The following is a 22,155-nucleotide window of genomic DNA, read 5'->3' on the forward strand; positions in this document are numbered from 1 at the left end:
GTTCCTGATGTATAATTTTAACACCGGAGGAAAAAGAAGATGAGAATATCAGTTGTCGGAATTGGAAAAGCCGGGAGTTTATTGGCAAAGTTTTTTTATAGAAAAGGGTATTCTGTCTCGCACCTGATTAACAGAACACCAGAGCAGGCTCTAAAGTTGGCTCATGAACTGCCAGGCTGTAAAGCAGGCGGATTTGAGCTATTAGCAGAGCTCGAAGATGTGGTCATAATAGCCACTTCTGATTCCGCTATTAGAGATACCTTTTTGAGAATATGGAATGTTAACACCAGACCCGAATATTTCATACACCTTAGTGGTGCGATTAGTTCCCGGGTTTTTGAAGAAGCCGCCAAGGCAGAAAAGGGCGTTGCAAGTTTTCATCCTAATCTATCCATATCCAGCTTTTCTATTTCACCTTCCCTTTTGCAAAAAGCCATTTTTGGACTGGAGGGAAATGAAAAAGGAATTGCATTCCTGGCTTCAATTGCTAAAAAAGAGGGACTTAGGTATGTTAATATTTCAACGGAAAGCAAAATTCTTTACCATGCTGCTGCTGTTTTCAGCTCAAATTTTACCCAGCTTATGCTAAAACAAGCAGAGAGTTTGTATCGCGAAAAGCTCCTGTTTGATAACCTGAGTGTCGTTGAACTTTTGGAATCTTATCTTGAAGGTCTTCTTAAAAAGGTGAAGACGGGTACCCTTAGCGAATTTAGTGGTCCAGCAGCCCGAAATGATCAAAGAACCCTTGAATTGGAACAAAGATGTTTATCTGAGATCAATCCTAAACTTGGTAAGCTTTACGAGGAGCTTTCATGCATGATACGACATGTGAGAGGTGATTAGCGTGAACGTGCGAAAAATAATAAATTCCAAGGGAAAAGAAAAGCTTTCCATGATAACTGTTTATAGTTATTTTCAGGCAAAGATGGCCGAAGAGGCAGGAATAGACCTGTTACTTGTCGGAGACTCTTATGGAAATGTGATGCTCGGCTACGAGAACACACTTCCTGTTTCAATGGAGCATCTTCTGCCCGTTGTAGAAGCGGTAAAGAGAGGTGCTCGAAATTCGTTCATCATAGCCGACATGCCCTTTATGTCTTATCAACCTTCTGAAAGTGAAGCAATAAAGAATGCCTGCCTTTTTATGAAGGCCGGTGCCAATGCTGTAAAAATCGAAGGTGGCGTTGAGGTTGCCAGCCTCATAAAAAAATTGACTGATTACGGAATTCCTGTAATGGGTCATGTTGGTCTCACCCCACAGCACTTGAATAAGATTGGCGGCTATTTTGTGCAAGGGCGCAGTGAAAAGAGCATTAAAAATCTGGTGGAAAATGTCAATGCTCTTGAAGACGCAGGAGCTTTTGCTATTGTCTTAGAACTCATAGTTGAGGAAGTGGCAAGGACATTGACAGAAGAATTGAAAATCCCCACAATCGGAATTGGATCAGGTAAATATTGTGATGGGCAGGTGCTTGTGTGGCATGACCTTTTGGGGATCAACACAGAATTCAAACCAACTTTTGTGAAACGCTATGCAAATCTTAGAGAAACAATAGTAAATGCTTTGAAAAGATACGACGAAGAGGTCAAGTCGGTAAAATTTCCTTCAGACGAGCACAGTTTCAGGGAGGTGAAAGGATGACCGGCTGGATTTCCACCTTATCCAAAATAGGAATCAGCCTTTTACTTCTCCTGGTGGCTTATTATTCTTCAAAGCTAACATTCAGAGTAATACAGGGTTTTTATTCAAGAAAAGGGACTTCTCTCAAAGCACCCAATACATTAAGGCTTGTGTTGAACATCTTTTTCTTTTTAATTGCAGCAATGATAATCCTGAGTGTGATCTTTGAAGATCTTATACCGGTCATCACCGGCATTGGAGTGGGAGGGCTTGTCGTTGGTATAGCCCTTCAAAGACCTCTCGAAAACATCATTTCCGGGATATTTCTGCTTGTCGGCAGAGCTGTTATTGAAGGGGATGTTGTCAAAATAGGGGAACACAGTGGGGTTGTTGAAACGGTTAATCTAAATCACACTATTCTGAAGAGTTTCGATGGAAAAAGAGTTCTCATTCCCAATATATCAGTGTGGAGGGGAGAGATTATACACTATTGGCCCGGACCTATCAGAAGATTAGAAATGATTGTTGGCCTTCCTTACGAAGTCGAAGTTTCCGTAGCCCTGAGTGTTTTACAGGAAGTCATAGATGAAGAGGAGCTTATCTATAAAGGCGAAGGCATTTCAAATTTCGTTGTTTTCAATGGTTTCAATACTTCAAGCATTGATTTCAAGCTCTATTTCTGGTTTGAAAGAGCCAACTATTTTGATGTTCAAAACAATGTTGCGGCTGGAATATATAAAAAGCTGAAAGAAAAGGGCATTACCATACCTTTTCCTCAGCTTGATATACACGTAAAAGAGCTGCCCGGAGTCGGAGGGATTCAGTGATTATAGGAGAGGAAATTTACTCTTTTACCGAATTGCCTTCAACAAACAGATATGCCATTGAAAATCTCTCCAGATTACCCTCAGGAACCATTGTTTGGGCGCTTAAACAAACTGCGGGCTATGGAAGGTTTAACCGTCCATGGCATTCCGATGACGGGGGACTCTGGTTCAGCATTGTCTTCAAACCCCGCCTATTGAAAGATACTGGTTACTACACAAAATTGATCAGTGTTGGCATTGCTGAACTGCTTTGTGAGCTGGACTGTGATGCTATGATCAAATGGCCAAATGATGTCTACGTAAAGGGAAAGAAAATTGCTGGAATCCTCACTGAATCTGTAATTGAAGGGGAAAGGTTACTCGGTGTCGTAACAGGAGTGGGACTTAATGTCAAGAACACTATTCCGCCCGAATTATCAAAAATTGCTATTTCTTTAAAAGAGGTTACTTCAAAAGATTATGATGTGAGCTTTATTCTAAAAAGGCTTTTAAACAAGCTTGAGAACCTTCGTAGAAAATACCTTCAGGTGAGAATGAAGAAATATTTCACAAGAAAATGGAAAAAATACCTGATGCACAGGGAAGGAGATAAAATAAGGTTGAGCTTGCCGAATGGTGAAAAAATAACCGGAACCATAGAAAAAATAAACTCCGAATACCTCTTGCTGAAAACAGACAATAAGACGATAAAGATAATGGCGGGGGAAATTCTTTAATGAACTGCTATCAATTATCGCTTTTTTCTTCTCTAATAACTTCTACTTCCATGTTTTCTATCACTTTGATCACAATGGTCCTATTTGCAAAGTTTATTTGAATTTCATCCCCATAGTTCACTTCGCTGGAGGGTTTCGCCTTCTTTCCATTTTTCAGCACAAAGCCTTTGTCAATAGCATCTTTTGCAAGTGTTCTACGTTTGATTATCCTGTTTATCTTTAGAAATTTATCAAGCCTCAAAATTTCACCTCGCAACAGAAAAGGCCGGCTTACGCCGGCCCTCATTTTTCTTTTTTCCAGCGCATTACAGGTTTTCTGGAAGCCATGGTTTCATCAAGGCGCCTTACAGGCGTAGTATATGGCGCGTTCTTAAGGGTTTCAGGGTTATCTCTGGCTTCTTCAAGAATCTTTCCGATGACTTCAACAAATCTGTCAAGGTTATCTTTGCTTTCGGTTTCGGTTGGTTCAATCATCATTGCTTCGTGTACAATAAGAGGAAAGTAAATCGTTGGAGGATGTACTCCATAATCCAGAAGACGTTTTGCCAGATCCAGAGTCTTTACGCCAAATTCCTTGACGAGTATACTTCCGTCAAGTACGAATTCATGTTTACAAATTCCGGGATGAGAAGCTTTTATGAGTTTAGATAGCTTGACCCTCAAATAATTGGCATTCAATACAGCCATCTCACTGGCGAATTTCAAACCATCTTTACCCAGCATCCTGATGTAAGCATAAGCTTTGAGAAGAACCCCAAAATTACCATAGAAGCTCCTCACCTTTCCAATACTCTTTGGCAAATTATAGTCGAAATAATAACCATCATCATTCAGTGCAACAATCGGGACAGGAAGAAATTCTTTCAATTTTGCACTGACACCAACCGGACCGCTACCCGGGCCTCCCATTCCATGAGGGGTTGAAAAGGTTTTGTGAAGGTTAAGATGAACAATGTCAAAGCCCATATCTCCCGGCCTGACACGACCCATGATAGCGTTTAGGTTTGCACCGTCATAATAAAGAAGGGTTCCATTTTTGTGAGCAATCTTCGAAATTTCGAGGATATCTTTCTCAAAAAGACCCAAAGTATTGGGATTAGTCAGCATTATAGCTGCTACACTATCATCAAGAACCTCTTTGAGATTATCAAGGTCAACCAAACCGGAAGAATTAGAGGCGATTTCTACTACTTCAAAACCCGCCATTTTTGCCGATGCAGGGTTTGTGCCGTGGGCAGAGTCCGGGACGATGACTTTCCTTCGCTGCTGTTCTCCCTTCACTTCAAAGTATTTTTTCACGATAAGCATGCCGGTAAGTTCTCCGTGTGCTCCGGCAGCTGGCTGAAGCGTAAAAGCGTCCATACCTGTTATTTCAGAGAGCATTTTTTGAAGCTCGTACATAACCTCCATAGCTCCCTGTATGCTCTCAATGGGTTGATGGGGATGAAGATGTAAAAATCCCTCAAGAGAGGCGACTTCTTCATTTAACCTTGGATTGTATTTCATCGTACAGGAACCCAGTGGATAAAAACCACAGTCTACAGAATAATTTTTTCTGGACAATTCCGTATAGTGGCGCACAACATCTACTTCGCTACTTTCAGGGAGCTCCGGATCTCTTTTCCTCAAAAGATGCTCCGGAACATTTGAAAGAGGAGAGCTATCATGAAGAGGTTCGTCAGGTAATGAATACCCCTTTCTTCCAGATACAGATTTTTCAAATATCGTCATAATATCTCCTCCAGACGGCCAAGAAGAAATTCGAGGTCTTCATTTCTAACTGCTTCTGTTGTGCAAAACAGAACAGAATTGCCAAGTTCCGGAAAATCCTTTTCAAGCTCCATCGGACCGAGTATTTTGTGTTTCAACAAATCAGCGTTGAGCTTGCTAGCAGATGTGCCTTTTAATCTAACGGGAAATTCATGGAAAAAAGGTCCGGAAAACAGGGGTTCCATTCCCTCGATTTTTGAAATTTGATGGAAGAGATAATGAGCTTTATCAAAGGACCTTATCGCAACTTCTCTAAGGCCTTCTTTTCCCAAAAGGCTCATATACATAGCAGCGATAACAGCATTATGGGCATGGTTAGAGCAGATATTAGAAGTTGCTTTCCCCCTCCTTATATGCTGCTCTCTTGTCTGAAGAACCATGACATAGCCAGTTTTTCCATCAACATCCTTTGTTTCTCCGATAATTCTTCCGGGCATTTTTCTGACAAACTTTTCCCTTGTTGCAAAAAAACCAAATCCCGGTCCGCCTAAACTGGATGGATTGCCTAATGGTTGTCCTTCCCCCACAACTATATCCGCGCCAAAACTCCCCGGAGCTTCAAGCACAGAGAGCGCAATGGGGTTAGCAACTACTATAAACATGATCTTCTCATCAAGAAGTGCTTTTATTTTCTTTAAATCCTCAATGATGCCAAAGTAATTGGGATAACCAACAATAACCGCAGAAACATCATCATCAAGGGTGCTTTTCAATTTTTCCAGATCAATCTGGCCTGTGTCCTTTGAATAAGGGAGTTCTTCAATTTCAATACTCTGGGCATGGCAATAAGTATTGGTTACATGCCGATATTCCGGGTGGATTGTCTGTGAAATCAGAACCCTATTCCTGCCATTAGTCCGCACAGCCATCAATGCGGCTTCGGCGACAGCAGTAGCACCATCATACATAGAAGAGTTCGCTACTTCGAGCCCGGTCAGTTCGGCTATCATTGTTTGAAATTCAAACAGTGCCTGTAAAGTGCCCTGCGATACTTCGGGCTGGTAAGGAGTATAAGCGGTGAGAAATTCCCCTCTTGAAGATAAATACCTGATAGCGGAAGGAATATAGTGATAATAAACTCCGGCACCCCGGAAAATTGCCATTTCGTTTAAGCTAAGATTTTTTTTAGACAGAGCCTTTAATTCTCGCGCCACACTGAATTCATCAGAGCTCTCTGGCAGATCCAGTTTAAAATCGAAAACCTTCGGTACATCTTCAAAAAGGGCTTCAATGCTTTTTACCCCAATGGTTTCGAGCATTTCTGATATCTCGGTTTCTGTATGTGGTATGTAAGAATAGCGGCTCATTTTAGGCCTCCTCTTCTTCGCAATACTTCTTATACTCCTCCTCATCCATTAAACCGTCTAATTCAGCAGGATCGCTGAGTTCCAGTTTGAAGATCCAACCACTTTTTTCAGCATCGCTGTTTATAGTTTCAGGAGCGCTATCCAATTCCTCGTTGACTTCGACGACTTTTCCCGAAAGCGGTGAATATACATCACTTGCAGCCTTTACAGACTCAACAGAGCAAATTGTATCGCCTTTGGTGACTTCCTTACCAACTTCAGGAAGTTCAACATAAACAATGTCTCCAAGGTGTTCCTGGGCGTAATTGGATATTCCTACCGTTGCGACATTTCCCTCAACATGAACCCATTCATGAGTTTTTGCGTATTTTTTCATTGTACTCCTCCTTTCCCATTTTCAGGCCTTTGATTTAACTGAACCTCTGTAAAAAGGTGTTTTTACAACCTGCGCTTTGACAAGTTTGTTCCTGATCTTTACAAATACTTCTGTACCTGCTTTCCAATAACTCTTTTTTACATAAGCCAGTGCAAGTCTTTTCCCTGTTGAAGGAGAAAGCATGCCGCTGCTTACCCAACCGATATTTTTATCATCAGCGTAAATTTCATAGCCATGCCTGGCTATTCCTTTATCTAACAATTCCAAACCTCTGAGCCTCTTTTCGAGACCTTTTTCGCGCTGTTCTAACAGAGCCTGGCGCCCATAAAATTCCTTTTCGAATTTTACCGCCCATTTAAGCCCGGCTTCAAGGGGGGTTATTTCATCTGTGAGCTCATTCCCATACAGCATATAACACGCTTCAAATCTCAGAAGATCCCTTGCACCAAGGCCCGCTGGCTTAACGCCATAGGAAGCACCGACTTCAAGAATTTTTCGCCACAGCGGAACCGCAGCTTCTGTGCTAACATATAGTTCGAAGCCATCTTCGCCCGTGTATCCCGTTCTTGAAACAATGCAATCAATCCCGTTTACTTTTCCCCGTGTGAAATGGTAGAAGGAAATTTCATCAAGCATTACCTGTGAAATTTCCTTGAGGATTTCTTCAGCCTTAGGACCCTGAAAAGCAAGCTGGGCTGTCTGGTTAGATATGTTGCTCAATGTAATAGAAAAGTCTCTGTCTTTTGCCCTTTCAAGAACCCAGTTGTAATCCTTATCGATATTTGAAGCGTTTACAACGAGCATCACTTCACTATTGCTAATCCTGTAAACCAGCAAGTCGTCAACCACGCCACCTTTTTCGTTACACATAGGCGTGTAACAGATCTCGCCGTTTTTTAGAGTGGATACGGAATTTGTTACCAGATAATCGGCAAAAGCTACTGCATCATTACCTTTGATAGAGATTTCTCCCATGTGAGATACATCAAAAAGCCCTGCTACAGTTCTTACTGCTTTGTGTTCCTCAATTATGGATTCATACTGGACAGGCATTTCCCAGCCACCAAACTCTACCATTCGTGCGCCAAGTCGAAGATGTTCATGGTAAAGGGGTGTCTTTTTTAGGTCTCCCATTAGTTATTACTCCTTTCCGCTGTATTCTTCAAGTATTTTTTTTGCTTTTTCAAACATTTCGTCAGGCACAAGGATATCTGAAAGTGATCCTTCCCCAAAGTAAATAGTGTCAGTGTAAGCGATGTGTGACGGCTTTATTTCTACTTCAATGCCTTCGTTTTCAAGAATTCCTTTAATCAGCTCTGCTTCATGGCGCTGAATAGCTTCTTTAAGCTTTTTCATGGCTTTCACCTCGCTTCCGATTAATTATAGCATTGACTGCCAGGCTTCGTTAATCAACATAAAGTCTCAGCTTAAATGAGATTTGGCAATTAATGTGCTATAATCACGCCGGATTTAACTTTACTTTGTTATGCTCAGGAGGTCGATGGTATGGTAAAAAAAATAGCAGTGCTTACAAGTGGCGGGGACGCACCTGGAATGAATGCCGCTATTCGCTCAACTGTAAGAACAGCGGTAACCGAAGGGTATGAAGTGGTTGGCATAAAGCGGGGGTATTCAGGTCTTTTAGATGAGGATATCTTTGACATGGATTATTCTTCAGTTGGCGGGATTATGGAAAAGGGTGGCACTATTTTACAAACATCCCGTTGCGAAGAGTTCAGAACTGAGCAAGGGCGCAAGAAAGCTTCTGAAATACTCAAAAAGCACGGGATAGATGCTCTTGTTGTCGTAGGTGGAGAAGGAAGCCTTACAGGGGCAATGCTATTGATGGAGGAAACCGGTATTCCTTCCGTAGGCATTCCCGGGACAATAGACAACGACATAGCCCATACTGATATGTGTATAGGCGTTGATACCTGTTTGAATACCTGCGTAGAAAACATCCAAAAATTGAAAGACACCGCTTCATCTCATGAAAGAGCTTTCGTTGTAGAAGTTATGGGAAGAAGCTCTGGTTATGTGGCTCTGAATGCTGGTATTGCAACTGGAGCAGAGGCAATAATAATACCGGAAAGACCTGTCGATTACAAAGCAATAGCCGAAAAAATTTGGAATGAAAGAAATCGAGGAAAGATCAACTGTATTATAGTGGTAGCAGAAGGCGCGGCGAGCGCATATACAGTTGCAAGGCATATGGAACACAGAATAGGTTACGAAACAAGAATAACCATTCTTGGACATATCCAGAGGGGCGGTACTCCCACAGCTTTTGATAGAATTCTTGCTTCCCGGATGGGATATGAAGCCATTCAAGCGATAAAAGACGGCGAATTTGGCGTAATGCTCGCTCTCCAATCAGGAAAAATGGCAAGGGTTCCTTATTCAAAGGTTTTATCTGAGAAAAAAGGGCTTGACGAAACTCTCATAAAAATGGCAGCAATCCTCTCCTGATTTTTAATGAGGTGGTATTTGTGAGAAAAACCAAAATTGTCTGTACTATTGGTCCAGCTACTGAATCACCCGAAATGATTAAAAAGCTCATACTCGCGGGTATGAATGTCGCACGCCTTAATACTTCCCATGATACCCCTGATCACCACAGAGAAAGAATCCGCACCATAAAAAGAATAAGAGATGAACTCGGTATCCCTGTTGCGATATTGCTTGACCTTTCAGGACCAAAGCTTAGAACGGGCACTTTCAACAATGATAACGTATCTTTGCATAAGGGGCAAAAATTCTCTTTAACAACAGAGAACATCATTGGCGACAGCAATGGTGTTAGTGTGAACTATCCGTTATTACCCCGGGAAGTAAATCCCGGGGACATTATCCTGCTCAATGATGGAAAAGTGAAGCTGAAAGTTCTTGATACTTCGGAAAAATCCATCACAACAGAGGTTTTGAATGATGCCGAGATTACGCATCATCGCGGAATAAACGTACCGGGAATAGACCTTAGCATAAACGCTGTAACAAAGAAAGATGAAGTCTATATAAAACTCGGGGTTGAAGAAGGCGTTGATTATTTTGCGCTTTCCTTTGTGAGAAAACCCGAAGACGTTAAAAAAGCCCGGGAAATCATAAATAGTCACGGGTCAAATATACCTGTTGTTTCAAAAATCGAAACCTCTCAGGCGTTATCGAAAATAACTGAAATTTCCGAAGTTAGCGATGGTCTTATGGTTGCCAGAGGAGATCTTGGTGTTGAAATTCCAGTCGAAGAAGTTCCAATAGCCCAAAAAAAGATTATAAAGGCAGGTAACAGGCACAGGATACCTGTTATTACCGCTACACAGATGCTTGAATCAATGATCGAAAACCCGACTCCCACGCGGGCAGAAGCGACCGACATTTCAAATGCCATTCTCGATGGTACAGACGCTATTATGCTTTCTGCTGAAACTTCTATTGGCAACTATCCCATTGAAGCTGTGTGTGTGATGAATAAAACCGCAATATCTACTGAAAGATACCTTCAGGAAAATCCTCATATCCTCCATTGGACTCGCCGTGACGCGGATGCCGATGATCACACCGATGCCATTTGCAGGGCTGCATGGGACATAAGTGAAAGTTTAAAAGTTAAATTGATTGTTTCATCAACTTATTCAGGGCACACTGCCATAAACGTTTCAGGGTTCAGACCCAGATCGACCATTCTCGCGGTTACTCCTAACAGAAGAACTTACTACCAACTGTCTCTTGTATGGGGCGTATTGCCGCTTTATCAGAAGATAGGCTCATCTATCGATGAAATGGTGGAGATTGCCGGGAAAAAAGCACGGGAAATGGAATTAATCAAAGGTGGAGATCATTTCATAATCACCGCTGGTGTTCCACTGGGAGTAGCGCATTCTACAAATATGCTCAAGCTGGAAAAAGCGTAAAAAGCAAGGGGAAATGATATGAAATACAGAGTTTTTGATTTATAATCAGGTATATTTTACTCTTATTAGATATAAACCTATAATATGGCTTGTTTTTGGAATTGAAGATGTCCGCTTTTTGTTTTATCATTTTATTAGCAAACTAACACTTAGAGTGCTAATATTTCTTCGAAAATATGAAAGGAGGTCGTTGTATGAAAGTTATCCCGTTAGGTTCAAGGCTTCTTATCAAGCCAATCAAAGAGGAAAGAAAAACTGAGGGTGGTATTGTTCTTCCTGACACCGCAAAAGAAAAACCCATGAAAGCAGAAGTTATCGAGGTAGGTAAGGATGTCGAAGATCTTGACATTAAAGCCGGTGATAAGGTTATATTCTCCAAATATGCTGGAACGGAAATAAAGATCGACGATGAGGATTACATCGTCATTGATCAGGACGATATTTTGGCTAAAATCGAGGACTGAAAGGGGGTAGTCTGAATGCCTAAAATCATAAGATTCAGTGAGGAAGCAAGAACGGCTCTTGAAAAGGGAGTAGATGCTGTTGCAAACGCTGTTAAAATAACTCTTGGGCCTAAAGGGAGAAATGTAGTGCTCGAAAAGAGCTGGGGCTCTCCCACAATAACCAACGATGGTGTTTCTATTGCCAAAGAGATTGAATTGGAAGATAAATTTGAAAACCTTGGTGCCCAGCTGGTAAAAGAGGTCGCTTCCAAAACCAACGATATTGCTGGTGATGGTACCACAACAGCAACCGTTTTGGCTCAAGCCATGATCAAGGAAGGACTTAAAAATGTTACTGCCGGTGCCAACCCCATACTCATTAAGAGAGGGATTGAAAAAGCTGTTGAAAAAGCTGTTGAAGAAATCCGCTCAATGTCAAAGAAGCTTTCCAACCGCGATGATATAGCACACGTTGCAGCTATTTCCGCTAATGATCCGTCCATTGGTGAACTCATTGCCGAAGCCATGGACAAAGTCGGAGAAGATGGTGTTATAACTGTCGAGGACTCAAAAACACTGGAAACCTATGTCGAATTTGTAGAAGGTATGCAGTTCGACAGAGGCTACATCTCACCATATTTCGTTACCGATCCTGAAAAAATGGAAGCTGTTATCAAGGAACCTTACATACTTATCACCGACAAGAAGCTTTCCGCTGTCAAGCCTATCGTCTCCATACTGGAAAAAGTTGCACAGGCTGGCAAGCCTCTTGTTATCATAGCGGAAGATGTTGAAGGCGAAGCTCTTTCCACGCTGGTTCTCAACAAGCTTAGAGGAACTCTTGAATCCATAGCAATTAAAGCTCCCGGTTTTGGTGACAGGAGAAAAGCAATGCTTCAGGACATAGCCATTCTCACCGGCGGAACAGTTATCAGCGAAGAAGTGGGTCTTACTCTTGAGAACGTCTCGCTCGAAGATCTTGGAACGGCCGGAATGGTGAAAGTCAAGAAAGACGATACAATCATTGTTGATGGTAAGGGAGATCCTGAAAAGATCAAGCAGAGAATAGGCCAGATAAAGGCTCAGATCGAGCAGACAACTTCTGATTACGAGAAGGAAACACTTCAGGAAAGACTTGCCAAACTCTCTGGTGGAGTCGCTGTTATCAAAGTCGGCGCTGCTACTGAAACAGAACTGAAAGAAAAGAAGCACAGAATTGAGGACGCTCTGAGCGCAACAAGAGCCGCTGTTGAAGAAGGCATCGTTGCCGGTGGTGGAGTAGCGCTTGTAAGAGCAAAAAAGGCCGTAGAAAAACTCCTTGGCGAAACCGAAAATGCCGATATGAAGATCGGTGTCCAGATCGTTTATAAATCTCTCGACATGCCCATGAGGCAGATAGCCGCCAATGCAGGTTTTGACGGAGCTGTCATTGTTCACAAGGTTCTGGAACTTGATGATGTCGAAAAGGGTTACGATGCTCTCAACAACAAATTTGTGAACATGTTCGATGCCGGTATTGTTGATCCCGTTAAAGTTACAAGAAGCGCTTTGCAGAATGCTGCATCAATTGCTGGTATCTTGCTCACAACAGAAGCGGCAATTGTCGAGAAGCCAGAAGAAAAGAAAGAACCTGCAACACCACCGATGCCTGAATACTAATACAGAAAACAGAGGGAGGGGAAACCCCTCCCTCTTTAATTATTAAAAAAAACAGTAATTACAAGTACTCCCATAGGTTCATTTCTGAAAATAACCACAATTCCATCTTTTTCCAGTCTGATATTCCCATTTTTTTCAAGGACAGCCTTTGAAGATTGATCCATGATTATTTTCTTTATTTCTTCAATTCCAATCCCGCGTTCGTTAAGGCGCTGTAAAGCATGAGCCGTAAATCTTATATCACCTATATCGGTAATCATTTTTTGCCCGGCGCTTTCTTTGGGACTTTTTTTAATTCGTGGACTTTCAACTATAAACATGGCGATTATTAAAGCAATAATAACAAAAAAGAAGAACTGCATGACAAACTCCTGCCTTAAAATTAATACCATGGAACTCCTGCAGTTGATAAAATGGAGATTAAAGGAACAGCTCCACAGTATTATGAAATACAGAACAAGGGGACTGATTATCCTATTCTTGATTGCCGGCGTATTGTTCCTTGTCCTCTTTCCACTGATATTTTACCTTAAAATCTTTTTCATACCCAACTTTGAAAAGGTTTCAGAGCTTTCTCAAAAACTCAAATCGCTAACCGATGTGGATCTTTCAGAACTAATAATATCTTTTTTTGCTTCGATAATATTTGTAATAATGCTGGGAAGCGATATTCCAGTAACAATATCAAACCTCTTCTTTGCAGATAAGCTTGAAAACCTCTGGCATACCCCAATAAAGCGTTCAAATATATTCAAAGCTCAGCTTTTTGAGGTGTTTTCCTCTGCAAGTCTTCCGTTAGTTCTCTTCTCGCCTTTTTTTCTTGGTGCTCTTTATGGTCTTGGTTACAGAGGTTATGATTTCTTAAGAGTTCTGTTCCTATTCTCTCTCTTCATAATAGAGATATTCTTCGTAAACGTTCTGGCATCAACAATCATAGTTTTCTTTACCAGCGGAAAATTGATGAAATTCATATCCGCTATAATGACGGCGGTGACTCTTGTGGTATTTGTTTTTACACTTCGAATAATGGATTTTTCCGCTTTGGAAAGTGCCTCTGCTCTCGAAGTCACTGATAGACTTTTAGCATTTAGCAGTATTGCTACATCAAAATTTCTGCCCTGGAGTTTATTCGTTAAGGCAATCACAGGAGATTTAACCGACGCCCTTGTTTTTTCAATCTTCGTCATCTCACTTGGCGCTGGTGTCGAACTTGTATCCAGGAAATACTATTCTTTAATCCTCAATAAACTCTGGGCAATGCCCCGAAAATCAAAGAACAACATTGAAAAGCTTCATTACCTGCCTCCTTTTTTATCTCTTTTGAAAAAAGATGCTTTGTTGATTTTTAGAGAGCCTAAACTCATATTCGCATTTCTCTATCCCGCATTATTCGCGCCTGTAATAATAATCGCAAACCCTTCACTCATTATGGGCACAGGAATTATACAATTACTAAGTCTTTTCGTTTTTCTTCTATCTAACTACACCACCATAGCTTCTACCGCTCTCTTTGCCTTTGAACGGCAGCTGAATGATTTTAAGAAAGTGTTTTCTGTGACTTCTTTTAGATTTGTTTTCTCAAAAGTATTACTCATATGGTTGCTTTTTAGTACGATAAACACCATGCTGTCTATTTATATCAAAAGTGTAAAACCTGATATCAGTCATTTTATGACCCTCTTTCAATTTTTCATGTTGCCATCAATCTTTGTATTAGCTGTTTTTGGTGGAATACTAGAACAAAGATTCGGTACGGGTGAAAGCAAGAATGTTTTTAAAGCTTTGAATTTAACCGGAGCGATACTTTCATTTTTGGTAAGTAGTATAATGCCTTTATTAACGGCATTGCCTGTAACCCTTTTCATACTTGGAAGAATAGATACAATGCTGGTGCTAATAAGAATACCGGGAAATCCACTCACGCGACTACTTTTTGGTGCTGTTATTCCTGTGATTTTATGGACACTCAATCTGTGGTTGGGAGTAAAATTACTATGCTATAATGATGTTTGAAAGCGAATCTTGGAGGGATACAATGAGAGTAAGCGATGTGAAGTACTTAAGCAGAGTGATCATGGAATCAGGGGAAATCCCGCTTGTATGGGGACATTTTGGCGTTGGAAAAACAGACATGGCCAAGGAACTGGCTGCTGAAACAGGAAGAAAGCTAATAATTCTCGTCATTTCCCAGATGGAACCAGGAGACCTGATAGGGATGCCTGCAAGAGGCGAAGGAAAAACCGTTTTTTTGAAGCCTGATTGGTGGCCCGAAGACAGTAAGGCAATAATTTTGATTGATGAAATAAACAGAGCGCATCGCTCAATCAGAAATGCAATAATGCAACTGCTGATTGATAAAAGAATCCATAACCATGTGCTTCCAGAGGGTGTATGGATTATGGCTGCCGCTAATCCCCCTGACGAAGAGTATGATCAGGTGGAGTTAATAACAGATCCCGCATTCATGTCACGATTCTTCCATCTGGAGATAACCCCTGACCCTCAGGAATGGATAGAGTGGTCCAGATCCGTAGGAGTACCCGATGAAGTAAGTGATTTTATAGGTGAATATCCTGAGCTCTTGATAAAAGACAGGATAGTTTCGATGCGGCTTGATCTGCGTCCCAGTCCAAGAAGCTGGTTCAAGCTCGGTAAAGTTCTCAAAAACCTTGACAAGGAAAGCTTTGAAAAATATGGTTATGTGCTTGCTGCCGGGATTGTCGGGCCAGATGCTGCGAGAACCTTTGTCAACCAAACAAAGGGAATTGCAAATATACCACAGCCTTCTGAGCTTCTTCTGGATCTTTCTGAAAGCCTTCAAAGCCGAATCAAAGGCTTTGACATAACAGCTGTCAACGCTTTGATATCAAGAGTTACAAAATATCTCACAGAGCTTACCGATCTCGAGCTGAAAGATTATTACGAAAAAATTGGAGTTGTTTCAACGAATTTGCTCAAACTAAAAAGTTGTCTCCCGAAAGATTCTTTTTTCTCGATAATAAGGCATATAGCCTATATATTGGAAAATGAGAAGGGATTAAAAAGAGCGTTCTACGAAAAACTACTCGAAGAGCTGGCCGTTGATGGTGATATCCTCGATTATCTCGAAAAGAGGGGATGACATGTCCGGGATTTCCATAGTGGAAGAGGCGGTTTTGGAGCTCGCAAAGAAAAGCCCTTTTTATAACTACCTTTTCATGCATATTGAACGCCTTCCATCTCTAAAAATCCGGACATTCAGCCTCAGGGTTTCAAACAATGGAAGCCTTCAGTTACACTACAATCCGGAGACCCTTTCTGCCAAACCTCTGGCATTAGTACAGGCATTGCTGGAGCACGAATGTTTCCATATAGTAAACGGCCACCTCTTGATACCCATTAAAAGCAGTAGATATAAAGCTTTGTGGGATTTGTCGATGGATGCAGCGGTAAACCAATACATACCTGCATTGGATGCTTTCAGCCTTCCTATGGATCAGTTGCTCATGGAGGGATGTGGAACGGATAATGAGCGCTTTTTCGTAGCTCCCCCCGCTTCAATGCCGGGAGAGACCGCTGAGTTTTATTTTAATTGGGCAGTGGAATTTATGAAAAACAATAAAACCCTGGATCTGGAATTGCTGGAGGAAAATCTCGAAAAGGCGGATTCACATGAAAACTTTGGGGACTTTGAATTACCACGGGAATTCGTAGAAGAATTACTTAAAAGCATCGTGGCTGAAACCTATGAAAAGGCTAAGAAAGGTGCGCCAGAGGGTATAGAAGCTTCAATTTCCCTTTTCATCAATAAACCCCTGTTGGACTGGAAAACAATAATTAGAAGCTTTTTCGGTTCAGCTCAATATATTGGAAGGTACCGAACACCTCTCTGGCCAAACAGGAGATATGAAGATCAACCGGGCTGGCGGAGCGATTTCGCTGCGAAGGTTGCTATAATTGTTGACACAAGTGGTAGCATTGTTGACGAGGAATTCGATGCTTTTTTTGGCGAAATAGATAGCATAACACGATTGACTGATTCCAGACTATGGTTGATTCAGGTTGATGAAACCGTTCAATCCGTCACCAAGTATGGGAGTGGAATGTGGAAAGAACTCAAGCTTATCGGAAAGGGAGAAACCAACATACAACCGGCTGTTGATTATGCAGAGGAAAATTTAAGACCTGAAGGCCTGATTATCTTCACCGATGGCTTTACTGATATCCCTCATATAAAAAGAAAGGTTGTATTTGTGCTCTCCAAACATTTCAATCCTGGATTTCTCGAAGATGCAAGAAGGATATACGGGAAATACTCGGCGGTGATTCTCAAATGATTTTTCAGGGTCCCAATTCATTAAGTTCTTTATTCAGTGAATTCTATTTTAGCAATAAAGATCTCTTCAGTTCAGATGCCACTGAATTGAAAAGCAGGCAGGAAGTTCTTGGAACACAATTCGGACATTTTATAACATCAGTTGCTACCGACGTAAACAATCGTGCTCCAACACTATCGCTTTTCATAGATGAAGAAGGGAGAAGTTTCTTAGGGCTGTCTTCCGAAAACCCATTAACACGCATGAGCACCATTTACAGGTATCGGCCATCGGAAACAACAAGTCTTCTTGGAAAGCTTTATAGCAGCTTGTTCCCTGAATCGGAGATATCCCTTTCACGTGTTATTCTTCAGTCTCCTTTGAGGACTTACTTTGTGGCTTTTTGCGGTAACGAGCGATTGCTTAAGAGAGAAATGCTGAAAGCCAGCCTTTCCGGAAAAGGGTTTTACAAAATGGCTGAGAAAGTGAGCGCTGAACTTTTCAGCTATTACTGCAAATATTACAGAAGATGGGTAAAGCTTAGAAAAGGAGAGGTGTTTATTTATCCAACAGAAGAAATTGTCAAGATCGTAACCGGACGCCCCAGATTGAATTACAATATCGATCTGTCGATTATTATAGAGCTTTCCAGACTGTTCAGGAGCCTGGTTGTGAAAAATCATAGGTTATTAAGGCCTTCAAATATTTCTCCAGATATGAACTTTTCAGGAATTGCTACCAGCGTCTATGAAATTGCCCTGACTGATTCTCTTGGTATTTATCGAAATATCGGTCTTTTTTATGATATGTATAGCAAGAGCATAGAAGGTGCTGTTGAAACTATGATAAATTCGATTAAGATATTGCCTCTTGGAGAAGTGTTGAAGAATGATTAAGCCATTTATAAAAATACAGTATCCGCCGTCAAAGAAGATATTTAGAACTTTTAAGGCCTCTGACTTGATTTCTTACAGCGGCAGGATATACGTATTTGATGAAGAAAATTTCAGTCGTTATCGCTTTTATGAAGAGCATGAAGGGACTCAGCTTTTTAGCCTTGCTAATGAAATGGCCTTTCTCAAGGAAAATGCACTTGTCTCCAGAGAAATTCTTGAATATCTCTTCGTGCGGGGGATTGTGGCTACAGTGGGCGTCGACGTAGATGAATCGTTGATAAGTATATACAGGAGATTTTCCAGATTGCATCTTCTTCCCTTTGACGATAATAGCAGAAAAGTGCTCGAAAAATCCGCTCCGGGTTATGCAGAATTTAAAGACCTAAGACTATACGTCGGGATTTCGTCTTCCGGTTACTTTTTCAGGAGGGAAATATAATGCCCAATTTCAAAATACACATTGCTGCTGGCATTTATACCTATCCCTTATATTTATTGGCTTTCTATTTGATTTCGGAACTTATTAAAATATCACTGGATATTGACCCTGTTACAATAACCTTTGGGTTTTTACTATATGTTCTGGGAAGCGACTTGCCGGATATCGATGCGGGAGAATCTCTCGCAAGGCGAATAGCGGAAGTTCTTATAACAGTTATTGTGGCTTCTGCGATTTTTGCTGAAATCCTTTTGAAATACGTCTACACTGTTTTGGCTGAAATCGTTCCTTTTCAATTCATTTCAATCCCGCTGTTGTTCTTCGTTTCCATTTTGGCAGGCACATTGATTTCAAAGCTACTGAAATTGTTCAAGCACAGGGGCTTTCTGCATAGCATCTGGGCGACTCTTATATACGGCGGAATTGTTTTCGGCACTGCTTTTTCCATCAGGAGCTACTCCCTGAAAGATAGCCTGTTTCTCTCCCTTGCTGCCTTTTTCGGCTATAATCTTCATAGATTTTTAGACATGGTAATGAAAGGTGGTTAAAAAGATGAAAAGATTTCTCCCTTTCTTTGACCTGATATATATATTACTGATATTTCTCCTTGTTTTTTTAATGGTAGGACTCCTGTTTTCGGGAAAATGGCTTTCCCTTATAATTACCGTTGCAGCAATCGTTGTAATAATGTACATGAGGTACATTATCTTCAAAAAATTTTATGAAAAGCAGAAAGAAGAGGAAGATAATGAGGAAAGCAAAGGGGAGAACTCTTAGTTCTCCCCTTTATTGAATTCCAGTGTTCTCTTGACTTGCCTTTTGATATGGAATTCGAGCTGGTCGCCTTCCTGAACACTATCGAATCCCAAAAGCTTTATTCCACATTCTTTGGGTGCGTCTACTTTGTTGACTTCTTCTTTGTAGTGTTTCAAGGATTCAATTTTCCCATCAAAGATTTCTTCGTTATTTCTGTAAACCCTTACAAAGCCTTCCTTTGTAACATATCCATCGTGCAGCTGGACCCCTGCAATATTACCGAGTTTCTTTATTTTAAAAACCTGCTTTACTTCACCATGCCCGACAACCTCGTCCACTTCTTCAGGTTCAAGCAAGCCTTCAAGTGCCTTTTTAAGGTCGTCAATAAGATCAAAGATGATTTCATAGAGCTTTATTTGCACTCCCTCTTCTTCAGCCTGAGAACGGGCCTGGGCATCGGTTTTCACTTTATATCCGATAACTACTGCATCAGAGGCAGCCGCAAGCATAATATCGCTGCTGTTTACAGGTCCAATTCCTGAATGAACTGTCTCTATATGAACTTCTTCCGTTTCTAATTTAGCAACAGCCTGTTTGAGGGCTTCAACAGCTCCAAAAGAATCGGATTTGATTATTAAGTTCAGTGTCTTTCGTTCACCATCACCGGAAACTCTCATGAATTCTTCAAGTCTGACATGTCTCTTGCCCTTCACCATTCTTTCTTTCTTTTGCCTTTCCTTAACAAAGGCAGATATTTCCCTCGCCTGGTCAAGATTATCCACTACATATAGGATTTCGTGCATATCCGGAACTTCCTCAAACCCTATTATCTGAACGGGATCAGAAGGTCCAGCCATTTTAACTTTTCTTCCTTTTTCATCCCTCAATGCTCTTACCTTACCATGAGTGGAACCTGCAACTATATAATCTCCCGGTCTCAAAATGCCATCTTTGATAATTGCCGTAGCAAGAGGTCCAACACCTTTGTCCAATTCAGATTCAATTATTATGCCTCTGGCATTTCCTTCGGGAACACACTTTATCTCACTCATTTCAGCCACAAGTAAGATCATCTCAAGCAATTCATCAATGCCTTTACCCATTTTCGCCGAGATAGGCACTACAATCGTATCTCCGCCCCAATCTTCCGGTACCAGGCCTAATTTTGAAGCAAGTTGTTGTTTCGTCAAATCGATATTTGCATTTGGTTTATCTATTTTATTGATAGCCACAATAATGGGCACATTAGCTGTTTTGGCGTGGTTGAAAGCCTCTATGGTTTGCGGCATAACACCGTCATCCGCCGCCACTACAAGAACAACTATATCAGTAGCCTGAGCCCCACGCGCTCTCATTTCCGTAAAAGCTTCATGCCCCGGAGTATCAATAAAGGTTATTCTTTTTCCATTTACTTCTACATGATAAGCACCAATGGATTGTGTTATTCCGCCAACTTCCTTTTCCGCAACAGCTGTCTTTCTAATTCTGTCAAGAAGAGTTGTCTTTCCATGGTCCACATGACCCATTACTGTAACCACAGGAGGCCTTTGAACAAGCTTTGATTCATCACCATACAATTTCTCATATTTAACTTTCAGCATTTCCAGCGGATCTGAGATTTCCTCTTCCTTTAATTCGACATTCCAGCCGTATTGAGCGGCAATTTGCCTGGCTTCCTCGAGATTTACGGCTTGAGCGGGTCTTAATATTATCCCCCGCATAAAATGATCCTTAATTATCTTTGAAAGCGGGATTTTTATTTTTTCAGCCAGTATATTCAATTTAAGCTCTTCCGGGTCCAAATGTACAGTTTTTTTGCCACTCTCTTTAAGCGTCTTTTCAGCCTCTTCTTTCTTCCTTCTCTTTTCTTCTTCATCAAGCACTGTTTCTTTTTTCTCGTCTTCTTTTTTAGTTTTTTTCTTTTCGGGCGTTTTTACAACACGTATTTCCTTTTTTTCCTCTTCATAGAGGCTGGCAATTATATTCACCGTCTCATCATCAAGCATAGACATATGGCTTTTTACCGTTACTCCAAGCTCTTCAAGCTCATCCATAAGCTCTCTCGTGCTGATTTTCAATCTCTTTGCTAATTCATAGACTCTGGTTTTTGGCATTTTCTTCACCTCCTGATCTGACCAGCTTTATGATTTCAGCAGCGATTCTGTCGTCCATTACTCCAACAGCTGAAATATTACCAAGCCCAATAGCCCTGGCCAGATCTAACTTGCTCGTATTTTTCAAAACTATATAGACAGCATCATGACTCTGACAGCGCTTTTTCCAGTCAGCTTTTATTGAATTGCTTGCGTCACTGGCTATGACAAGCACCTTATTTCTGATATTTTCACGCAAATACGAACGTATCATTTCTTTACCAAAAACAATTTTACCTGCCTTTTTTGCAAGCCCAAGAAATGATAGCAGTTTCCCTTCGTTGATAGAAACACCTCCAAAAACATCAATACTTCAGCTTAATTACCCTGACCTTTATCTTTGAAAACTCTTCTCTTGTTTTTACTAAAAGCTCTTCTCTTTCTTCATAGTTATTGAAATACTTTAAAAATTCATCAACCGGAGCTAAATTGAATTTCAGAGATTTTGTTTTAAAATGCATGGGAATTACAACCTTCGGCGATAACTCGTCACAAAGTTCTTTTGCTTTTATGGAATCTATTGTATAGACACCTCCCACTGGTATCAGCAGGACATCCGGTTCCTTTAGCTTTTCGAGTAAATCTTTTTCAGGTACTGTGCCGAGGTCACCAAGATGAACTACCCGTATGCCTTCAGGTACGGTAATATCGAAAATAATATTCGTGCCTCTTTCAGCACCTCTGGAAGAATCATGGTACGTTAGATATCCCCTTATGGCAAAACCAAATCTCGCATATTCCCCCGGGTCTTTGATTACCTCAAAACTACCCTTCAAAAGATTATGGGCATTGTGGTCAAAATGCTGGTGGCTCTCAGTTACAAGATCAGGTTCGACGGCTGGTATTTCGTAACCCACTGACCTGTCAAAAGGGTCAGTTAAAAGGATTTTCCCTGTGCTTTCAATGGAAAAGCATGAATGGCCATACCACCTGATTTTCATCATACCACCCCCATTTGATTATTATAACACGCATTAATCGTGGCGTAC

25 protein-coding genes are annotated in these 22,155 nt (G+C 41.1%); 15 read left to right on the forward strand and 10 right to left on the reverse strand.

The genetic code is table 11. The features are described 5' to 3' along the window. Positions 1–39 precede the first annotated feature (39 nt). From AT15_RS04735 to AT15_RS04750, 4 genes are read left to right on the forward strand one after another with little or no spacing between them, the layout of a single operon-like run. The gene (locus AT15_RS04735) at positions 40–843 is read left to right on the forward strand and encodes a DUF2520 domain-containing protein (protein ID WP_068346879.1); all 804 of its coding nucleotides are present in this window, start codon (positions 40–42) and stop codon (positions 841–843) included. Position 844: 1 nt separating this feature from the next. Continuing rightward, positions 845–1,642 (forward strand): 3-methyl-2-oxobutanoate hydroxymethyltransferase, encoded by a 798-nt coding sequence (gene panB, locus AT15_RS04740; protein WP_068346881.1) that lies wholly within the window; start codon positions 845–847, stop codon positions 1,640–1,642. Beyond that, positions 1,639–2,448, forward strand: a complete 810-nt coding sequence (locus AT15_RS04745; protein ID WP_068346884.1) for a mechanosensitive ion channel family protein — start codon at positions 1,639–1,641, stop codon at positions 2,446–2,448. Before panB ends, AT15_RS04745 begins: the two co-directional genes overlap by 4 nt. After that, positions 2,445–3,164, forward strand: a complete 720-nt coding sequence (locus tag AT15_RS04750) for a biotin--[acetyl-CoA-carboxylase] ligase (protein ID WP_084251497.1) — start codon at positions 2,445–2,447, stop codon at positions 3,162–3,164. The genes AT15_RS04745 and AT15_RS04750 overlap by 4 nt, the downstream gene beginning before the upstream one ends. Before the next feature lie 10 nt (positions 3,165–3,174). Here the strand turns inward: AT15_RS04750 and AT15_RS04755 are convergent, their stop codons facing one another. The 6 genes from AT15_RS04755 to AT15_RS04780 are packed head-to-tail and all read right to left on the reverse strand — an operon-like array spanning position 3,175 to position 7,973. After that, the gene (locus tag AT15_RS04755; RefSeq protein WP_068346987.1) at positions 3,175–3,405 is read right to left on the reverse strand and encodes an RNA-binding S4 domain-containing protein; all 231 of its coding nucleotides are present in this window, start codon (positions 3,403–3,405) and stop codon (positions 3,175–3,177) included. Positions 3,406–3,446: 41 nt separating this feature from the next. After that, entirely contained in the window at positions 3,447–4,895 is a 1,449-nt protein-coding gene (gcvPB, locus tag AT15_RS04760; protein WP_068346886.1) for an aminomethyl-transferring glycine dehydrogenase subunit GcvPB, read from the reverse strand. Beyond that, positions 4,892–6,241, reverse strand: a complete 1,350-nt coding sequence (gcvPA, locus tag AT15_RS04765) for an aminomethyl-transferring glycine dehydrogenase subunit GcvPA (protein ID WP_068346888.1) — start codon at positions 6,239–6,241, stop codon at positions 4,892–4,894. Before gcvPA ends, gcvPB begins: the two co-directional genes overlap by 4 nt. Before the next feature lies 1 nt (position 6,242). Then, positions 6,243–6,617, reverse strand: a complete 375-nt coding sequence (gcvH, locus tag AT15_RS04770) for a glycine cleavage system protein GcvH (RefSeq protein ID WP_068346890.1) — start codon at positions 6,615–6,617, stop codon at positions 6,243–6,245. A 21-nt stretch (positions 6,618–6,638) separates the two neighbouring features. After that, positions 6,639–7,751 carry a glycine cleavage system aminomethyltransferase GcvT gene (gene gcvT / locus AT15_RS04775; RefSeq protein WP_068346892.1) on the reverse strand — a complete coding sequence of 371 codons (1,113 nt, stop codon included), beginning with the start codon at positions 7,749–7,751 and terminating at the stop codon, positions 6,639–6,641. A 6-nt stretch (positions 7,752–7,757) separates the two neighbouring features. Next, on the reverse strand, positions 7,758–7,973 hold the full coding sequence (locus AT15_RS04780) for a putative signal transducing protein (protein WP_068346894.1): 216 nt from the start codon (positions 7,971–7,973) through the stop codon (positions 7,758–7,760). 150 nt (positions 7,974–8,123) lie between these two features. Between AT15_RS04780 and pfkA the strand changes: the two genes are divergently transcribed. The 4 genes from pfkA (at position 8,124) to groL (ending at position 12,627) form a co-directional block, all read left to right on the forward strand. Further along, positions 8,124–9,086, forward strand: a complete 963-nt coding sequence (gene pfkA / locus AT15_RS04785; protein ID WP_068346897.1) for a 6-phosphofructokinase — start codon at positions 8,124–8,126, stop codon at positions 9,084–9,086. Positions 9,087–9,106: 20 nt separating this feature from the next. After that, positions 9,107–10,525 carry a pyruvate kinase gene (gene pyk, locus AT15_RS04790; protein WP_068346899.1) on the forward strand — a complete coding sequence of 473 codons (1,419 nt, stop codon included), beginning with the start codon at positions 9,107–9,109 and terminating at the stop codon, positions 10,523–10,525. A 194-nt stretch (positions 10,526–10,719) separates the two neighbouring features. Further along, positions 10,720–10,989: a co-chaperone GroES gene (gene groES / locus AT15_RS04795; RefSeq protein WP_068346901.1), complete on the forward strand. Its 270-nt coding sequence runs from the start codon at positions 10,720–10,722 to the stop codon at positions 10,987–10,989. Between the two features lie 15 nt (positions 10,990–11,004). After that, positions 11,005–12,627 carry a chaperonin GroEL gene (gene groL / locus AT15_RS04800; protein ID WP_068346903.1) on the forward strand — a complete coding sequence of 541 codons (1,623 nt, stop codon included), beginning with the start codon at positions 11,005–11,007 and terminating at the stop codon, positions 12,625–12,627. Between the two features lie 35 nt (positions 12,628–12,662). Here the strand turns inward: groL and AT15_RS04805 are convergent, their stop codons facing one another. After that, on the reverse strand, positions 12,663–13,019 hold the full coding sequence (locus tag AT15_RS04805) for a DUF4258 domain-containing protein (protein WP_084251499.1): 357 nt from the start codon (positions 13,017–13,019) through the stop codon (positions 12,663–12,665). Positions 13,020–13,032: 13 nt separating this feature from the next. Between AT15_RS04805 and AT15_RS04810 the strand changes: the two genes are divergently transcribed. The 7 genes from AT15_RS04810 to AT15_RS04840 are packed head-to-tail and all read left to right on the forward strand — an operon-like array spanning position 13,033 to position 19,034. Then, positions 13,033–14,640 carry a hypothetical protein gene (locus AT15_RS04810; protein ID WP_153019706.1) on the forward strand — a complete coding sequence of 536 codons (1,608 nt, stop codon included), beginning with the start codon at positions 13,033–13,035 and terminating at the stop codon, positions 14,638–14,640. Positions 14,641–14,662: 22 nt separating this feature from the next. Then, positions 14,663–15,748: an AAA family ATPase gene (locus AT15_RS04815; protein WP_068346909.1), complete on the forward strand. Its 1,086-nt coding sequence runs from the start codon at positions 14,663–14,665 to the stop codon at positions 15,746–15,748. A gap of 1 nt (position 15,749) precedes the next feature. Next, positions 15,750–16,943, forward strand: a complete 1,194-nt coding sequence (locus AT15_RS04820; RefSeq protein WP_068346911.1) for a vWA domain-containing protein — start codon at positions 15,750–15,752, stop codon at positions 16,941–16,943. After that, positions 16,940–17,818: a DUF4895 domain-containing protein gene (locus tag AT15_RS04825; protein ID WP_068346913.1), complete on the forward strand. Its 879-nt coding sequence runs from the start codon at positions 16,940–16,942 to the stop codon at positions 17,816–17,818. Before AT15_RS04820 ends, AT15_RS04825 begins: the two co-directional genes overlap by 4 nt. Then, on the forward strand, positions 17,811–18,257 hold the full coding sequence (locus AT15_RS04830; protein ID WP_068346915.1) for a hypothetical protein: 447 nt from the start codon (positions 17,811–17,813) through the stop codon (positions 18,255–18,257). The genes AT15_RS04825 and AT15_RS04830 overlap by 8 nt, the downstream gene beginning before the upstream one ends. Next, a complete protein-coding gene (locus AT15_RS04835; RefSeq protein WP_068346917.1) occupies positions 18,257–18,805 on the forward strand; it encodes a metal-dependent hydrolase in 549 nt (182 codons plus the stop codon). Before AT15_RS04830 ends, AT15_RS04835 begins: the two co-directional genes overlap by 1 nt. Before the next feature lie 4 nt (positions 18,806–18,809). Further along, positions 18,810–19,034, forward strand: a complete 225-nt coding sequence (locus AT15_RS04840) for a hypothetical protein (protein ID WP_068346919.1) — start codon at positions 18,810–18,812, stop codon at positions 19,032–19,034. Here the strand turns inward: AT15_RS04840 and infB are convergent. Genes infB through AT15_RS04855 form a run of 3 tightly spaced genes read right to left on the reverse strand, consistent with a single transcriptional unit; the run spans position 19,031 to position 22,107 of the window. Beyond that, entirely contained in the window at positions 19,031–21,127 is a 2,097-nt protein-coding gene (gene infB / locus AT15_RS04845) for a translation initiation factor IF-2 (protein WP_068346921.1), read from the reverse strand. The two genes, AT15_RS04840 and infB, sit on opposite strands and share 4 nt — an antisense overlap. Then, complete coding sequence (locus AT15_RS04850; RefSeq protein WP_317133688.1) at positions 21,105–21,476, reverse strand: L7Ae/L30e/S12e/Gadd45 family ribosomal protein; 372 nt, start codon at positions 21,474–21,476, stop codon at positions 21,105–21,107. Before AT15_RS04850 ends, infB begins: the two co-directional genes overlap by 23 nt. After that, positions 21,472–22,107 (reverse strand): MBL fold metallo-hydrolase, encoded by a 636-nt coding sequence (locus AT15_RS04855; RefSeq protein WP_068346924.1) that lies wholly within the window; start codon positions 22,105–22,107, stop codon positions 21,472–21,474. Before AT15_RS04855 ends, AT15_RS04850 begins: the two co-directional genes overlap by 5 nt. Positions 22,108–22,155 lie beyond the last annotated feature (48 nt).

Origin of the sequence: Kosmotoga arenicorallina S304 (genome assembly GCF_001636545.1) — a bacterium.
Classification (GTDB): domain Bacteria; phylum Thermotogota; class Thermotogae; order Petrotogales; family Kosmotogaceae; genus Kosmotoga_B; species Kosmotoga_B arenicorallina.

Excerpts from the sequence above, each read along its gene's own strand:
- gcvT (WP_068346892.1), bottom strand. The coding sequence starts at position 7,751 with ATGGGAGACCTAAAAAAGACACCCCTTTACCATGAACATCTTCGACTT.
- AT15_RS04830 (WP_068346915.1), top strand. The coding sequence starts at position 17,811 with ATGATTAAGCCATTTATAAAAATACAGTATCCGCCGTCAAAGAAGATA.
- groES (WP_068346901.1), top strand. The coding sequence starts at position 10,720 with ATGAAAGTTATCCCGTTAGGTTCAAGGCTTCTTATCAAGCCAATCAAA.
- AT15_RS04745 (WP_068346884.1), top strand. The coding sequence starts at position 1,639 with ATGACCGGCTGGATTTCCACCTTATCCAAAATAGGAATCAGCCTTTTA.
- gcvH (WP_068346890.1), bottom strand. The coding sequence starts at position 6,617 with ATGAAAAAATACGCAAAAACTCATGAATGGGTTCATGTTGAGGGAAAT.
- AT15_RS04820 (WP_068346911.1), top strand. The coding sequence starts at position 15,750 with ATGTCCGGGATTTCCATAGTGGAAGAGGCGGTTTTGGAGCTCGCAAAG.
- AT15_RS04825 (WP_068346913.1), top strand. The coding sequence starts at position 16,940 with ATGATTTTTCAGGGTCCCAATTCATTAAGTTCTTTATTCAGTGAATTC.
- AT15_RS04805 (WP_084251499.1), bottom strand. The coding sequence starts at position 13,019 with ATGGTATTAATTTTAAGGCAGGAGTTTGTCATGCAGTTCTTCTTTTTT.
- infB (WP_068346921.1), bottom strand. The coding sequence starts at position 21,127 with ATGCCAAAAACCAGAGTCTATGAATTAGCAAAGAGATTGAAAATCAGC.
- AT15_RS04840 (WP_068346919.1), top strand. The coding sequence starts at position 18,810 with ATGAAAAGATTTCTCCCTTTCTTTGACCTGATATATATATTACTGATA.
- gcvPB (WP_068346886.1), bottom strand. The coding sequence starts at position 4,895 with ATGACGATATTTGAAAAATCTGTATCTGGAAGAAAGGGGTATTCATTA.
- pfkA (WP_068346897.1), top strand. The coding sequence starts at position 8,124 with ATGGTAAAAAAAATAGCAGTGCTTACAAGTGGCGGGGACGCACCTGGA.
- AT15_RS04780 (WP_068346894.1), bottom strand. The coding sequence starts at position 7,973 with ATGAAAAAGCTTAAAGAAGCTATTCAGCGCCATGAAGCAGAGCTGATT.
- AT15_RS04735 (WP_068346879.1), top strand. The coding sequence starts at position 40 with ATGAGAATATCAGTTGTCGGAATTGGAAAAGCCGGGAGTTTATTGGCA.
- gcvPA (WP_068346888.1), bottom strand. The coding sequence starts at position 6,241 with ATGAGCCGCTATTCTTACATACCACATACAGAAACCGAGATATCAGAA.
- AT15_RS04855 (WP_068346924.1), bottom strand. The coding sequence starts at position 22,107 with ATGAAAATCAGGTGGTATGGCCATTCATGCTTTTCCATTGAAAGCACA.
- AT15_RS04835 (WP_068346917.1), top strand. The coding sequence starts at position 18,257 with ATGCCCAATTTCAAAATACACATTGCTGCTGGCATTTATACCTATCCC.
- AT15_RS04815 (WP_068346909.1), top strand. The coding sequence starts at position 14,663 with ATGAGAGTAAGCGATGTGAAGTACTTAAGCAGAGTGATCATGGAATCA.
- groL (WP_068346903.1), top strand. The coding sequence starts at position 11,005 with ATGCCTAAAATCATAAGATTCAGTGAGGAAGCAAGAACGGCTCTTGAA.